Source organism: Paenibacillus sp. EB106-06-01-XG199, from assembly GCF_058791575.1.
In genome coordinates this window covers 267,843-282,584 of record NZ_JBYTDQ010000001.1, presented here as the reverse complement: position 1 = coordinate 282,584, position 14,742 = coordinate 267,843, and the positions used below count along the sequence as shown (strand labels likewise).

13 protein-coding genes are annotated in these 14,742 nt (G+C 50.7%); all 13 read right to left on the bottom strand.

All coding sequences use genetic code 11. The features are described from left to right. Nucleotides 1-37: 37 nt before the first annotated feature. The 13 genes from AC3WT9_RS01590 to AC3WT9_RS01530 all read right to left on the bottom strand — a co-directional run bounded on the left by AC3WT9_RS01590 (nt 38) and on the right by AC3WT9_RS01530 (nt 14,690). Nucleotides 38-2,698: an FtsK/SpoIIIE family DNA translocase gene (locus tag AC3WT9_RS01590; RefSeq protein WP_341093947.1), complete on the bottom strand. Its 2,661-nt coding sequence runs from the start codon at nt 2,696-2,698 to the stop codon at nt 38-40. Between the two features lie 123 nt (nt 2,699-2,821). Continuing rightward, complete coding sequence (locus AC3WT9_RS01585; protein ID WP_341093949.1) at nt 2,822-3,037, bottom strand: YlzJ-like family protein; 216 nt, start codon at nt 3,035-3,037, stop codon at nt 2,822-2,824. Next, nucleotides 3,034-3,813 carry a ClpP family protease gene (locus AC3WT9_RS01580; RefSeq protein WP_341093950.1) on the bottom strand — a complete coding sequence of 260 codons (780 nt, stop codon included), beginning with the start codon at nt 3,811-3,813 and terminating at the stop codon, nt 3,034-3,036. Before AC3WT9_RS01580 ends, AC3WT9_RS01585 begins: the two co-directional genes overlap by 4 nt. A gap of 130 nt (nt 3,814-3,943) precedes the next feature. Then, nucleotides 3,944-4,954, bottom strand: a complete 1,011-nt coding sequence (locus AC3WT9_RS01575; RefSeq protein WP_341093951.1) for an anti-sigma factor — start codon at nt 4,952-4,954, stop codon at nt 3,944-3,946. Beyond that, the gene (locus AC3WT9_RS01570; RefSeq protein ID WP_038593373.1) at nt 4,951-5,445 is read right to left on the bottom strand and encodes an RNA polymerase sigma factor; all 495 of its coding nucleotides are present in this window, start codon (nt 5,443-5,445) and stop codon (nt 4,951-4,953) included. Before AC3WT9_RS01570 ends, AC3WT9_RS01575 begins: the two co-directional genes overlap by 4 nt. 231 nt (nt 5,446-5,676) lie before the next feature. Next, nucleotides 5,677-7,356, bottom strand: a complete 1,680-nt coding sequence (locus AC3WT9_RS01565) for a ribonuclease J (RefSeq protein WP_038593375.1) — start codon at nt 7,354-7,356, stop codon at nt 5,677-5,679. A 611-nt stretch (nt 7,357-7,967) separates the two neighbouring features. Then, nucleotides 7,968-8,843: a 4-hydroxy-tetrahydrodipicolinate synthase gene (gene dapA, locus AC3WT9_RS01560; protein ID WP_341093953.1), complete on the bottom strand. Its 876-nt coding sequence runs from the start codon at nt 8,841-8,843 to the stop codon at nt 7,968-7,970. 16 nt (nt 8,844-8,859) lie between these two features. Next, nucleotides 8,860-10,080 carry an aspartate kinase gene (gene dapG, locus AC3WT9_RS01555; RefSeq protein ID WP_341093954.1) on the bottom strand — a complete coding sequence of 407 codons (1,221 nt, stop codon included), beginning with the start codon at nt 10,078-10,080 and terminating at the stop codon, nt 8,860-8,862. Nucleotides 10,081-10,223: 143 nt separating this feature from the next. After that, nucleotides 10,224-11,123: a dipicolinate synthase subunit DpsA gene (dpsA, locus tag AC3WT9_RS01550; RefSeq protein ID WP_341093955.1), complete on the bottom strand. Its 900-nt coding sequence runs from the start codon at nt 11,121-11,123 to the stop codon at nt 10,224-10,226. A 171-nt stretch (nt 11,124-11,294) separates the two neighbouring features. After that, nucleotides 11,295-11,891 carry a dipicolinate synthase subunit B gene (locus AC3WT9_RS01545; protein WP_038593383.1) on the bottom strand — a complete coding sequence of 199 codons (597 nt, stop codon included), beginning with the start codon at nt 11,889-11,891 and terminating at the stop codon, nt 11,295-11,297. Then, nucleotides 11,892-12,788 carry a dipicolinate synthase subunit DpsA gene (dpsA, locus tag AC3WT9_RS01540; RefSeq protein ID WP_341093956.1) on the bottom strand — a complete coding sequence of 299 codons (897 nt, stop codon included), beginning with the start codon at nt 12,786-12,788 and terminating at the stop codon, nt 11,892-11,894. A gap of 212 nt (nt 12,789-13,000) precedes the next feature. After that, nucleotides 13,001-13,447: a dUTP diphosphatase gene (dut, locus tag AC3WT9_RS01535; protein WP_197073606.1), complete on the bottom strand. Its 447-nt coding sequence runs from the start codon at nt 13,445-13,447 to the stop codon at nt 13,001-13,003. After that, nucleotides 13,425-14,690 carry a M16 family metallopeptidase gene (locus AC3WT9_RS01530; RefSeq protein WP_341378932.1) on the bottom strand — a complete coding sequence of 422 codons (1,266 nt, stop codon included), beginning with the start codon at nt 14,688-14,690 and terminating at the stop codon, nt 13,425-13,427. The genes dut and AC3WT9_RS01530 overlap by 23 nt, the downstream gene beginning before the upstream one ends. Nucleotides 14,691-14,742: the final 52 nt, after the last annotated feature.

Below are 14,742 nucleotides of genomic sequence, written 5' to 3'. Positions count from 1 at the left end.
GCTGATCCCGGGTAAGGGGACAGCTCTTTTGGCTATATTATGAGCTTATTCTGTTCTGTTGATATTGCTCCAGTGACATAAGTACTTCCCGCGGCTTGCTGCCTTCGTACGGCCCGATAACCGCTCTGGCTTCCATGGCATCTATCAGCCGCGCAGCACGGGTATAACCTACGCGCATCCGCCGCTGGAGCAGCGATACAGAGGCCTGCTTCGCTTCCAGTACAATTTGTACCGCCTGCTCATAGAGCTCGTCCTGCGGCTCCTGGTCCTCTGTGACCATGTCATCTACTTCAGGCACCAGGGTCTCGTCATAATTGGCTTCCCCTTGGCTGCTGACATACTGCACGATGGTCTCGACTTCCTGATCGCTCATGAATGCCCCCTGCACACGGATTGGCTTAGATGCGCCCATCGGCAGGAAGAGCATATCTCCGCGTCCAAGCAGCTTCTCGGCCCCCGGCATGTCCAGGATCGTCCGGGAATCCACATTTGACGACACACCGAATGCGATACGGGAGGGAATATTTGCCTTAATAAGTCCAGTAATAACATCCACCGATGGACGCTGGGTGGCAATAATCAAATGAATGCCTGCCGCCCGGGCCATCTGCGCCAGCCGGCAAATGGCATCCTCAACATCATTCGCTGCAACCATCATTAGGTCGGCAAGCTCGTCCACAATAACAACAATATAAGGCAGAACTGCAGCAGGATTATCCTTCATCAGTGTATTGTAGCCTTCCACATTGCGTGTGCCCGATTTGGAGAAGAGCTCATATCTCTTTTCCATTTCCACGACAATCTTTTTCAGCGCCAGACTTGCCCGTTTAGGATCCGTAACTACCGGGGCAAGTAAATGGGGAATCCCGTTATATACATTCAATTCAACCATCTTCGGGTCAACCATCAGAAATTTGACCTCATTTGGTTTCGCTTTGTAAAGGATACTTGTGATGATACCGTTGATACAGACAGATTTACCCGATCCGGTAGCACCGGCTACGAGCAGATGGGGCATCTTGGCTAAATTGCCGACAATCGTCTGGCCGGAGATATCACGTCCGAACGCGATCGACAACCGGGACTCGGCATCTTGGAACACCTGTGTTTCCATAACCTCCCGCATGGTTACGACGGATACCTCAGAATTAGGCACCTCAATCCCGATTGCTGATTTGCCCGGTATTGGCGCCTCCATACGGATATCCTTCGCTGCAAGCGCAAGCGCGATATCATCCGTAAGATTGACGATCCGGCTTACCTTCACACCGATATCCGGCTGAATTTCGTAACGGGTAACGGCCGGGCCTCTTACCACCTCAAGTACCTTCGCCCGGACACCAAAGCTCTCTAGTGTAGCTTCCAGCTTGCGGGCAGTCTGCATGTAATCATTCTGGTCTCCCGCCTTGGCTCCATTGTTAGGCTTGGCCAGAAGCCGGAAGGAAGGTAGCTTATACGGTTTGGGCGGCGGAGGAAGCGGGGCAGCAGGCACAGGGACTCCGTCTTCGCCAGCAGCCAGCAGCCCGTCCAGCTCCACAACCACAGGATCTTCCGGCGCATCCCCATCAGTAGCTTGGGTATCTGCCGGAACTCCGTCTAACACAGAACCTCTCAAGCCGTTCCCGCTTCGCGCCGCAGGAGAGAATTCGCTCCAGTCCTCACGGTCTTCTTCATTCAGTCCTTCTGAACGGATATGCTCGAAGAAATCGCGGATAATCGGTGTAACGGGCTCCAGCTCTTCTCCAGCGAAATCATCCTCCAGATTATCGAGGGAAGCACGCCCCCTCCCGGCATCGAGTCCGCTAATAATCGGGCTATTGGGCGGACCGTTAAGCAAATCTGCTGTGAGATCTTCCTCCCGGTCTTCTTCGCCTTGCCCTTCTGTCCGTGAAGTCCCGCTCAGCCAACCCCCAATCCGCCGGAAAAACAGCGGTTGACTTCGTCTTGGCAAAGCCTGCTCGTCCTCCTCCTCTTCATCCTCCTCAAGCTCTTGAACAGGATGTGGTGCTGGTGTTCTGCCTGTTCTGGAGGAACGGGCCGCAACGGGAACTGCAGCTGGACGGTTGGCCGCTTTCAGGCGAATCCCTTCCAGCAGCTTCCCAGCACGGACCCGCAGCAGCGAGAACAGCTCTACATATGACAGATTCGTGACCAGCATGAAGCTGATGGCCATCATTACAATCATTAGCAGCTTGGCACCAAGCGTGCCGAAAAGCCACAACAGGGCTGCGAACTCCAGCGCCCCGATATAGCCTCCGCTAATATCTTTGCCAAGCATATATACGCTGCTGTTGCTGGAACCGGGCGAAAGTGCACCGGAAAGATCAGTATGTATTTGCGCCATAACATTGCCAGGATGCAGCATCGACAATGGACCGAGCTTCTGCTCCATCGCTGAGATCGAACTCATCAGACACAAGGACAGCACAAGCAGCAGCACGCCGGAATGGCGGCTGTTCCAACTCGAAGGCCATCTTCTGTGAATCATCACCATCAGCCCGTAAAAAATACCGGCCAACGGCAGCACAAAATAAAAACGGCCTAATAAATAACCTGCCATACTCGAAAGAGAACGTCCAACCGCAGCCTCGCCGGACAATGCAATGACGGAAATCGTTATCAGCATAATGCCGTAAATTTCATATTTTAGAACACTGCCGAGCAGCGCTTTTTTCTTCTTCTTTTTTCGTTTAGCCACAACAGCCACCCCCGGAACAACATTATACCATATAATGCGTGGCGTACCTATGTTCTGTTTTGTCAGAAAATGCATCTTTATGTTCTCTGTTCGCATTTCCCTTAAGGATTCCGGGGGTAGTTGTCATCTATCGTAAAACACGACGGCTCCCGGAGCGAATGCCGGGTCCAAATATTTGTCCAGCGGGCATTGAAGCAGCCTTACAATCCGTGCTTGTCCCCCCTCCAGCGGTTCAACCTGCATCAACATTCCCTGAATGCTGACCTCCCGCAAGGGCTGTGAAAAGTGGATCGCCCCTTCAAAAACTTGTTCCATCGGAAGCACCGTATAGAAGGTCATTGAGTCAGCCCCCCCGGCAGCAACACATCTGTTCTTTGGAGATCATCCTTGGCAATCAGCCTATTCAGATGCGCCAGCGCTGCTCCGATACCTCCTACCTCATCCATCAGACCATATTTGACGGCATCAGAGCCGCCAACAGCTGTACCGATATCACGATTAAGCTCCCCTGTCTTAAACATTAAATCTTTAAATTGCTGTTCTGAAATATGTGAATGGGAAGTGACGAATCTGACCATCCTCTCCTGCATGCGCTCCATGTATTCAAAGGTCTGGGGCACACCTATAACAAGGCCGTTCATGCGGATTGGATGAATCGTCATAGTTGCGCTCTCCGCAATAATGGAATAGCTGGAAGACACGGCAATCGGAACTCCGATGCTGTGGCCCCCGCCAATGACTACGGTCACCGTCGGTTTCGACAAAGACGCGATCATTTCTGCAATCGCCAGCCCTGCCTCCACATCACCGCCGACCGTATTCAGAATTATCAGCAGCCCTTTTATATTTTTGTTCTGTTCGGCAGCCACCAGCTGCGGAATTATATGTTCATATTTAGTCGTTTTGTTGTGCGGAGGCAGTACGAAATGCCCCTCAATCTGCCCAATAATCGTTATACAGAAAATATCGGGTTCTCCCGTTGGAACTACCGTCTGCCCCAGCTCCTTCAGAACCCCCACAGTACCCGGTGGGATGGGTTCACTCGTTACGGGCTTTATTTCTCCCGGAAGGATCTCTTCATTCTTGCCAGTATCAGTATCTGCTGTAAAGTCCATTATGCACAGTTCACCCTTTCCGCTTACAGCGCTAATCTGCTGCAGCCGTACTATCTTTCAATAGTATGACATTCCAGGGGACTCCCTTATGCAATGAACTTCTACAAAAAATAGCTTGGTTCCTCCTATCTTAATAGTTATCCGCAACGGCTCCCAGCACAACACCGCGGATATAGGACTGCCCATTCAGGTTCTTCAGACCGGCTGCGGAGCCGGTGACCACGACACCCAGAATGCGGACATCTCCGGCTTCAGGTTCATTTTTGTCTTTTTTTAGGTATTGATGGATCCGCTTGTATTCACTGTGGTAATTGTCCTTTAGTTTAAGCCCGCTCTTGATGTGCTCAAGAAAATCATCCGGTGACGCCTCATCCCGGTTAGGCCCGATCCCAAAACCGTATACACCAGATGAAGATGCCATAGGCTCTGGGTCTATCATCCCGCCGTTCCCGTCTTCATGGGGTTCCAAATTGAACCGTGAGGTTTCATCATACGTATCGACCCAATACCATACAGGTCTCACTCCTTCAGGCAGCATCTTCTTCACTTCATCAAAGGAATAAGGCTTATCGAAAGATAAAGCCATCTCCATCAGTTCGTCAGGCTCCATCTTCGTAAGCAAGGAAAGGTCATTCAGGATTTTACCGTAATTCACTTCTGGAATATAATAAGCCATCTCCCTCTGTCCGTTGTAGGGATTGTACTGCCTGTTGTATTTATAGCCCTCCACTTTCATCTGCGGGTCAGTCCCACTAAGATGGGTTGTACCTCCATATGCACCGGTAGCAAACGGAAACCACCACTCGTTGTAATTGAACCATTTCTCATTCCACGGAACAGGTACACCTTCAATGATTTTGTACGTATTCACTTCCATGACACCCGACAGAAATCCACGGTTGTCTCTAAATCCGGACGGAAATTCATTGGGACTGCTGATCCTCATATACATCCATTCGCTGTAGCGGGACTCAGCCGATCTCCGCTCCACCAGCTGTGCAGCACCGAAGAAAATAGCTACCAGTGTAAGAATACTAACAAGCAGCGAAATGACAATGCTGCGGAACAGGCTTTTGCGTTTGGCTTGTTTCAGTGTATATACCAGATTCTGATCCTCTTGTTCTTCCCATGGAGCAGTCATTCAGCCTCACCTCCGTAAATTTGTTGAAACTGCTGTCTGGCGCGGTATAGTGAAGCCTTTACCGTCCCTTCCGTTATGCCTAGAAGCGCCGCGATTTGTTTATAGGAGAATTCCATCTCATATTTCAGCAATATCAGCTGGCGGTTCGCCGGATTCAGCTTTCCAAGAACCTTTTCGATAAGCACCTTTTGCTCCTGCTGCAGCAGCATTGATTCGGGCAGCTCATTTGCAGGTGCCTCAAGATCGATTTCTTCGGAATACTGGAACCGTGTTTGCCTTCGGCATAAATCATAGTAGCTGTTAATTGCCACCTTGTAGAGCCACGCGCTGATCTTATGTTCGTCAATCCCGTCAAGATACAGCAGTGCCTTGTACACAGTGTCCTGCACGATATCTTCCGCATCGGCGGTGCCAGCGCCCAAGCGGATTAAATACTTGCGGATTTCTGCCATTTTGGATTGAAGCTGCTGCTCCTTCAGTTTCGGGCCCATCTTGCACCTCCTTGGCTATATAACGATTGAAGGGCCTAAATGTTGTCCCTGCCAATAAATTATTTGGGCACATCGGCATCGGAGCCGGACCTGCCATTCAAATTTTGCATAGACACAGGGGATAATGCTGCACAACACAAAGACCCCTCCTCCCCAAGAAACCGTCCAATATTTCCGGGGAGAAGGGGCCTTTGGCCCTGCATATTTATATTATAAGAAGCTAGTTGCTTCTTACACTTCCATAATGATCGGGAGGATCATCGGTCTGCGGCGTGTTTGCTCATAGAGGAAACGGCCGAGTGAATCTTTGACGCTTGTTTTGAGCGAAGCCCATTCATTGACCTTCTCGCTCATCAGGCGCTGCAGCGTACTGGAGACAATCCGGTTCGCTTCATCCAGAAGTCCTTCGGACTCGCGCACGTAGACAAAGCCGCGGGAGATAATATCCGGTCCGGATACGATTGCTCCGTTCTGCTTGCTCAGTGTCACAACGACAACAAGGATACCATCCTGGGACAGCAGCTTGCGGTCTCGCAGTACAATATTGCCGACATCGCCAACGCCAAGACCGTCAATCAGCACGTTGCCTGCAGTAACCTTGCCGGCTTTGCGGGCTGATCCGCCCTGAATTTCAACAATTTCACCGATTTCGGTAATGAAAATGTTGCTTGGTTCCACTCCGACTGATTCTGCCAGAAGCGCATGTTTGCGCTGCATCCGGAATTCACCATGGATAGGAATAAAGTATTTAGGCTTCATCAGGTTGAGCATCAGCTTCAGCTCTTCCTGGCTGCCGTGACCGGAGACGTGAACGCCGGAATTGGAACCGCTGTAAATCACGTTAGCGCCAAGACGGAACAATTCATCAATCGTACGGCCTACATATTTCTCGTTACCCGGTACCGGCGTTGCCGCAATGATAACGGTGTCGCCCGGAAGAATATCCACTTTGCGGTGGCTGGAGCGCGCCATGCGTGTAAGAGCTGACATCGGTTCGCCCTGGCTGCCTGTGCACAGCACAACTACACGGTTGCCGGCCATTCTATTCATTTCCTCCGGTTCAATCAGCATGCCGTCCGGCACATGCAGATAACCCAGCTCGGAAGCGATGGATACCACATTCACCATACTGCGGCCAATAACCGTAATCTTGCGGCCAGTGGATTCAGCGGCGTTAACCACCTGCTGAATACGGTGCACGTTGGAAGCAAAGGTTGCCACAACAACACGCTGTTCAGCCTTGCGGAAGATATCTTCCAGTACGATGCCGACATTCTTCTCCGAAGGCGTGAAGCCTGGCTTCTCTGCGTTCGTGCTGTCAGACATAAGCGCCAGTACGCCTTTCTGGCCGATTTCAGCCATACGGTGGAGATTGGCAAATTGACCATTGACTGGGGTGTGGTCAAATTTGAAGTCACCTGTATGGACAACATTGCCTTCCGGTGTTTCGATGCATACTCCGACGGAGTCAGGAATACTGTGATTGGTTCTGAAGAAGGTTGCTTTCAATGAAGTTCCCAGTTCAATTTCCGAATCTTCGTTAATTAGAATCCGTTTCGTTTCTCCGAGCAGATTAGCTTCCTTAAGCTTGTTCTCCACAAGTCCAAGGGTAAGTCTTGTTCCATAAACCGGAACATTCAGGTTCTTAAGCACATAAGACAATCCGCCGATGTGATCCTCGTGTCCGTGGGTAAGCACAATACCTCTTACCTTGTCGCGGTTTTCTGTCAGGTACGAAATGTCAGGTATTACAATATCAATACCGAGCATATCTTCCTCCGGGAACTTCAGACCGGCATCCACGACTACAATGTCGTTTCCGTATTGAACGACATACATGTTTTTCCCGATTTCTCCGACTCCGCCCAATGCGAATATCAGCAATTTATCGTTGTTGTTTTTTTTGGACAAATGAATCTAACCCTCCTATGATGTTGGACGTCATACTTTTTATTTGTAAACAATGAGCTTCATTATTTCAGCGGCGCTGAACACATTCTTCAAATTGCCGATAGTTTCCACGATGAACAAGAAATTCCGTAAGTCTGCATAATTACGCAAAGCGAAAAACCCCCGAATTCGGGCAGTGAGCACCTTCTTGAAGCGGACAAACACCGTCAAACTTCACCGCCGCGCCCCTCGCGCGTAAATCTGGCAGCAATTGCACAGACTTATACAAGGACCTATCCTGTCACACAATGTAAAATTACATTGACGGAAGATTACCGCATATTTAATTTTTGCCGCACCCAGTCACTTAAGAACATTATACATGATTTTTTTGGCAAAAGACAAGTCATCGGCTTCGTAAGCCTATTCTTTCCTTAAAGAACCTGCATTATTTGAGGAAAAGACAAGCAGAAACTATGTTGCAATCCTTAACATTTGCGCTTATTTCACAACATTTCGACTGTTTGAGAATTAACCGTCAGCTTACAGTTTTAATACAAAAAGCAAGAAGCCGGTTCCCCACGCGGGAAGCCGGCTTCTTGCTGCAATGCTTATTCAAGAGATTTGACCTTCTAATTCAGCAGCGCTTTAATGAACTCGGCTTCATCATCGCTCGGTCCCACCAGTGGCAGACGCACGGATCCGACAGGAATACCCCGCAGTTCCAATGCATACTTAACAGCCGAAGGGTTCGGCAGCGGCTGCGGGCACTCAAACAACCCTTTGAACACAGGGAACAGTTGGCGGTGAAGCTCGCCGGCCCGGTGCACATTGCCGGAGATAAAGGCTTCGATCATTTCCGACATCTCAACTCCCACCACATGGCTGGCAACGCTAATAATACCGTGACCGCCGACGGCAAGTGTTGCCAGTCCCGCAGAATCATCCCCCGAATATACGTGGAAATCATCCGCACAAGCTGAAGCGATCAGAGTAATCTGATCGACTGAGGCACATTCCTTGGTCGCCACAATATTGGGAATTTCAGCAAGTCTTAATGTCGTCGCCACACTCATGCTTACGCTGGTACGGCTTGGAACATTGTAAAGAATACAGGGCAAGCTTGTTTCCGCAGCGATCGCCGAAAAGTGCCGGTATAGCCCCTCCTGGTTCGGCTTATTATAATAAGGAACGACGAGAAGAACACCATCTACTCCGATTTTCTCCGCTTCCTTCGTAAGATGAATCGAATTCTTCGTGCTGTTGCTACCCGTTCCGGCAATGATTTTACAGCGTCCGTCCGCTTTCTCCAGAACGTAGGAAAAAAGCCGGAGCTTCTCCTCTTCGCTTAGTGTGGGTGATTCTCCAGTGGTACCACAGACTACCAGCGCTTCGGATTTCTGTTCCTCAATCAAATAGTCAACAAGGCGTGAAGTTGCTTCCCAGTTGATTTCTCCATCCCCGTCAAAAGGGGTTACCATCGCGGTTATTAATCTTCCGAAATCCACTTTGAATTCCTCCTTGTCAGCGGTGCAATTCAAACTTGGCATGCAGTGCGCGCAGCGACTGTACCATATCTTCCTTCTTCACCAGTACCCAGATTGTTGTATTGGAATCGGCAGACTGTAAAATCTGAATGTTCTGCAAGGTTAACGCCTCGACAATGCGGGCCATAATCCCCGGAACGCCGTTAATGCCTCCGCCGATTACCGAGACCTTGGCACAGCCGGACAAGCTCTTGGGACGAAGCCCCAACTCTTGCAGCGCAGCGATAGCCTGCTCCGATTTGTCATCGTTCACAGTATACAGCGCCTCCGAAGGCGTTACATTGATAAAGTCCACACTGATTTCATTGTCGGCCATGCTTTTGAAGATTTGCAGCTGTACTCCGGTACCGTTGCCGTCCGGACATTCCACGGAGATCTGTGTAATGTTACTGACATAAGCAATCCCTGTCACATAACGGTCCACTACCCCATGTGAAACATCGCTGAACCCTTCAGGATGAGTGACAAGTGTACCTTCGGCTTCCGAGAACGTTGAACGCACACGTACAGGAATCTGGGCCTGCATGGCAATTTCCACCGCACGGGGATGTATAACTTTAGCCCCTTGATAGGCCATGTTGCAGATTTCTGTATAGCTGACATAGGTCAGTTGCTTCGCATCCTCGACAATCCGCGGATCGGCTGTAAGAATCCCGTCCACATCGGTGTAAATATCGACCATATCCGCACGGAGCGCTGCACCAAGCGCAGTTGCTGAGGTATCGCTTCCTCCGCGTCCAAGGGTCGTAAAATCACCGGCTTCGGTCTGACCCTGAAACCCGGTTACTATAACTACTTTATGCTCTCGCAATTCCCGTAGAATGCGTTCGGTCTGCACATCAAGAATTCTTGCGTTGCCGTAGTTGTTGTCGGTAAGGAAGCCAGCCTGTGCGCCTGTAAGCACAGTAGAGCGGATGCCCTCCTGCTCCAGCAGACCACACAGTGTAGTGGCGGAGATTATTTCTCCGCAGCACATCAAGAGATCTTTCTCCCGGTCCGGCAGGGAATTCCCGTTCTGCACTGCCCAGTCAAGCAGCGTATCGGTTGCGTAAGGCTCCCCTTTGCGTCCCATAGCGGAGACGACAATAACCAGATCAAAGCCGCTGGCCATCTCCCGTTTGACGTGGCGGATGACATGCTCCCTCGCTGCCGGTGTGGACAATGAGGTTCCGCCGAACTTTTGCACCAAAATACCCATTTATAATTCCTCCATTACTTCTCTAAGCAAGCATGCGTTATATGCACTGAAGAACTGTCTCTATCCAAGGAACGGCTCATGTGCGCAAGATCTTTACTTTGAAATGCTGAATAATAATATAACCTACTCATTTATAAGCCAATTCATTTATTGTCCGCTGTGCGCAATGTCTCGTCAGATATCGACTGCACCAACGCATTAGCCATAATCATCCCTGCGCTTTTTGGGGCAAACCTTCCAGGCAGACCTGGAGCCAGCAACGCCTTGATTCCATGCTTCTCCGCATAGCGGAAATCGCATCCGCCCGGGGCGGATGCCAGATCGATAATTACACAGTGCTTCTGAAGACGTGAAAGTACCTGCGCGGTTATAATCATGCCCGGTACGGTATTAAAGATGAGATCAGCCTCCGGCACATGCAGCAGCAGTTCTCCGGTCATAAATGGCTTCCAGCCCATCTCCTCCGCACGTGCGTAATGCTCTTGCCTCCTGACGCCTATCTTTACACTGGCACCGAGTCCCTGCAATACCTTCGCCATTGTAAATCCGGTTCTGCCCATGCCGAGCACCATCGAAGAGGAGCCGTGAATTGTAAAATCGGTATTCTGGATGGCCATAACCAGTGCACCCTCTGCTGTTGGAATGGAGTTGTAAATCGCCACATCGTCCCGGTTCAGCAGTTCCACGAGCTTAATCGAATGTCTGGCGCACAGGTTGCGCAAATAACTTTTGGCTACACCGGCATACACTGTGCAATTTGGCGGCAACGCCGCGATATGTTCGTCAAGCAACTGTAGGCGATCCGAGGAAAATACGGCATTAATATTTCCTTCCTCGTCACACCCCACCGTAGGCAGCACCAGCACATCCGCGCTGCTGAGCAGTCCGGCCGAAAGCTGACTCATGTTCACTTCCGGACTTGGAGTTTCCCACTTATCAAACCCGGCGGCGCTTACCGTCGCTTCCATCTCTACGCATTTACGAATAACCTCCAGCTGTCTTGCGTCCCCGCCCAGGAACACGATCCTGATGCCAGTAAACATAAGGATGACGCTCCTTTCTAATTACACGGGACCTGCCCAAATCAAGTAATGACAATAGACGCGGCCAGGTCCAACCTTTGAAAGCTAAAAAAGAGCTGAACCGCCCTCAGAATGAGGGCGGCAAAAGTGAAGCCTATGTTCGAGCATGATTAATGTATCGAAACATGCTAATTATGCTGAATGAAACCGTTCGATAATCATCGGCTGCAGCTGATTGCCCTGCAAAGCTGCGTAGCAGGCCTCGGGTATGAGATCCATACGTGCTACAAGCGAGTTGGGCTTGCCTACAGGATTATCCTGGCCGAACGGCACAAAATAAATATGTTTGGCTACCAAAAGCTTTGCAATATTCGCCGCATTCAGGCCAAGGCCGTCATTCGTGGAGATGGCCAGCACTAGCGGCCGACCGTTACGCATCTGGGACTTTGCTGCCATCAGTACAGGGCTGTCTGTCATGGCGTTCGCCAATTTGCTCGTCGTATTCCCCGTGCAAGGGGCGATCGTCAGAACGTCCAGCAGCTTGGAAGGACCCAGCGGTTCCGCTTCAACAATTGTAGAAATGATATCATTCCCTGTTATATCTTTCAACTGTTTTAACCAATTTTCCGATGTGCCGAAGCGGGTATCCGTGTTCAGCACCGATGCGGAAACAATCGGCACCACATTTGCACCGTCGTCCATAAAGCGCTGAATCTGCGGCATCACTTCGGCAAACGTGCAATGTGAACCGGTAATTGCATAACCTACTGTTTTACCATGCCAATCCATTTAATCGTCCCCCCTGATTGTAGTCTCGTCAGATATCGACTGTACCAGCGCACTACCCATAATAATTCCGGCGCTCTTGGGGGCAACGATCCCGGGCAATCCCGGAGCCAGCATCGCTTTAATCCCGCGCTTCTCCGCATAGCGGAAATCACATCCGCCCGGTGCGGAGGCCAAATCAATAATTACGCAGTGCCTCTGAAGGCGGGATAACACCTGCGCGGTAATAATCATGCTTGGGATGGTATTGAAGATTAGATCAACATCCGGCACATGAAGCAGCAGCTCACCTGTCATAAAAGGCTTCCAGCCCATCTCTTCCGCCCGCGCATAATGCTCCTGTCTTCTTACCCCCACCTTTACGCTGGAACCGAGCCCTTGAAGCGCCCGCGCCATCGTAAACCCGGTTCTTCCCATCCCGAGTACCATCGATGTGGAACCATGAATAGTAAAATCGGTATTCTGAATGGCCATAACCAGCGCGCCTTCTGCTGTAGGGATGGAGTTGTATATCGCCACATCGTCCCGGTTTAGCAGTTCCACCAGCTTTAGCGAATGTCTGGCGCACAGGCTGCGCAAGTAGCTTTTGGCCATACCGGTATACACCGTGGATCGGGACGGCATCGCAGCGATGTGCTCATCCAGCAGCTGCAGACGGTGAGAGGAGAACAGCGCATTAATATTCCCTTCATCATCACAACCAACGGTTGGCAGTACCAGCACATCCGCATTGCCTAAGAGCTCTGCCGACAGCTCTGCCAGGTTCACCCCCGGGCTAGGGGATTCCCACTTATCGAATCCGGCAGCACTTACCGTCGCATCCATTTCCACACATTTCCGAATCACTTCAATCTGTCTCGCGTCCCCGCCCAGGAACACGATCCTGATGCCAGTAAGCATAGGGATGACGCTCCTTTCCACATACACTATCGACTATAAATCATCTTATGCCGGGGGCCGCCCATGGGTGAAGAGCAGAGAAGAAATACAGGGGAAACTGATAAATGGATTGACTCAAATCAAGGTCAATTCAACAAAAAAAGCCTGCGAAGAAGGCCTTTACAGGCTACATCCGCAAGCTCCAGGTATGAATAAAACAAAAATTCCGTCTGCTATTTGCCCGTATGGCCAAAGCCTCCGGCGCCGCGTTGTGTCTCGGACAGCTCGTCCACCTCCACCATGTTCACGGACGGCACGGCCTGGAACACCATTTGGGCAATCCGCTCATTGCGTGCGATGGCAAAAGGCTCCTGACCCAGGTTAATCAGTAAAACTTTAATTTCACCACGGTAATCGGCATCAATCGTTCCCGGAGTATTCAGACAGGTAATGCCGTGCTTTAGAGCAAGGCCGCTGCGCGGACGGATCTGCGCCTCCAGCCCGTCCGGCATCGCCAGCGAAATTCCCGTAGGGATCAGGGCCCGCTCGCCCGGAGCAAGCACAACCTCACCGTCCACAGACGCATACAGATCATAGCCGGAAGCCTGTTCTGACATTTTGCGGGGCAGCAGCACATCTTCGTTGCCGGGCAGTTTGTTAATTTGAACGTAATAAGACAAGATCATCTCTCCTAACATTGGCAATAGCTTTATCAGAGGAGCCGACCATCGCTAATGCGAGGGGCTCAGCAAACATGTGGTCCAGTAATCGATTGATATCATCCATAGTGACGAGTCCGATTTTGGTGATCATATCGTCAAGTGTATCATGCCTTCCAAGCATCAGCTCATTTTTGCCAATCCGGTTCATCCGGCTGCTGGTGCTCTCCAGGCTGAGGATCAGGCTTCCCTTGAGCTGCTCTTTGCCTTTTCTCAGTTCATCTTCGCTAAGACCGTTAACGGCAAGATCATGCATCATTTCCTTGATCAGCTCCGTCACCTCTTTGGTCTGCTTCGGCGCAGTGCCGGCATAGACGGTAAACAGGCCGCTGTCTGCCTGGGAGCTGTGATAGGAGTATACGGAATAGGCTAAACCGCGTTTTTCGCGAATCTCTTGGAACATTCTGGAGCTCATCCCGCCGCCGATGGCATTATTCAGCAGCACCATGGCATATTGCAGCGGCCCGCCGCCCTCTACGCCCGGGAGGGAAAGGCAAATATGGTTTTGCTCCGTCTTTTTGCGGTGAAACAGCAGTTCGCCATGGAAATCAGGAGCTGTCAAAGGCGCGGATTCACCATGATTATCGAATGATCCGAAATGGGCCTCCAACAGTTCAACCAGTCCGTCATTGATATTGCCTGCTACGCTGATTACCGTATTCTCAATGGTATACTGCTGTTTAATATACGCGTGGAGATCATCGGCCGTCATGTCCGCCAGCCGTTCCTTCAGGCCCAGAATGGAATAAGCCAGCGGATGCTCGCCGTACGCCGCAGCGCACATCAGATCATGTACCAGATCATCCGGCGTATCCTCGCACATGGCGATTTCCTCCAGGATGACATTTTTCTCCTTGGCCAGCTCTTCGGCATCAATCCGCGAGCGGAAAAACATATCGGACAGCACATCCACGGCGATCGGCAGATGCTCATCCAATACTTTTGCATAATAACATGTATATTCCTTCGAGGTAAATGCGTTGACGTTGCCGCCAATCGCATCAAACTGCTCGGCAATATCCTTGGCACTGAACCGGTCGGTGCCTTTAAAAAGCATGTGTTCGATAAAATGTGAAATCCCGTTATTCAGCGGGTTCTCATTGCGGGAGCCATTCTTGACCCAGATTCCAAAGGAAACGGAGCGTCCGGTAGGAATTTTCTCCGTAACCACCCGCAGGCCGTTCGACAATACTATTTTTTCCACTTCTACGTCCTCCTGGCATAGCCCTGTATCTATCTTTGTATTTGTTACGCGC

What these genes read in the sequence shown, in the direction of transcription:
- AC3WT9_RS01585 (WP_341093949.1), bottom strand. Translation starts at nt 3,037, where the DNA reads ATGACCTTCTATACGGTGCTTCCGATGGAACAAGTTTTTGAAGGGGCG.
- AC3WT9_RS01580 (WP_341093950.1), bottom strand. Translation starts at nt 3,813, where the DNA reads ATGGACTTTACAGCAGATACTGATACTGGCAAGAATGAAGAGATCCTT.
- AC3WT9_RS01575 (WP_341093951.1), bottom strand. Translation starts at nt 4,954, where the DNA reads ATGACTGCTCCATGGGAAGAACAAGAGGATCAGAATCTGGTATATACA.
- AC3WT9_RS01570 (WP_038593373.1), bottom strand. Translation starts at nt 5,445, where the DNA reads ATGGGCCCGAAACTGAAGGAGCAGCAGCTTCAATCCAAAATGGCAGAA.
- dapG (WP_341093954.1), bottom strand. Translation starts at nt 10,080, where the DNA reads ATGGGTATTTTGGTGCAAAAGTTCGGCGGAACCTCATTGTCCACACCG.
- dpsA (WP_341093955.1), bottom strand. Translation starts at nt 11,123, where the DNA reads ATGTTTACTGGCATCAGGATCGTGTTCCTGGGCGGGGACGCAAGACAG.
- AC3WT9_RS01545 (WP_038593383.1), bottom strand. Translation starts at nt 11,891, where the DNA reads ATGGATTGGCATGGTAAAACAGTAGGTTATGCAATTACCGGTTCACAT.
- dpsA (WP_341093956.1), bottom strand. Translation starts at nt 12,788, where the DNA reads ATGCTTACTGGCATCAGGATCGTGTTCCTGGGCGGGGACGCGAGACAG.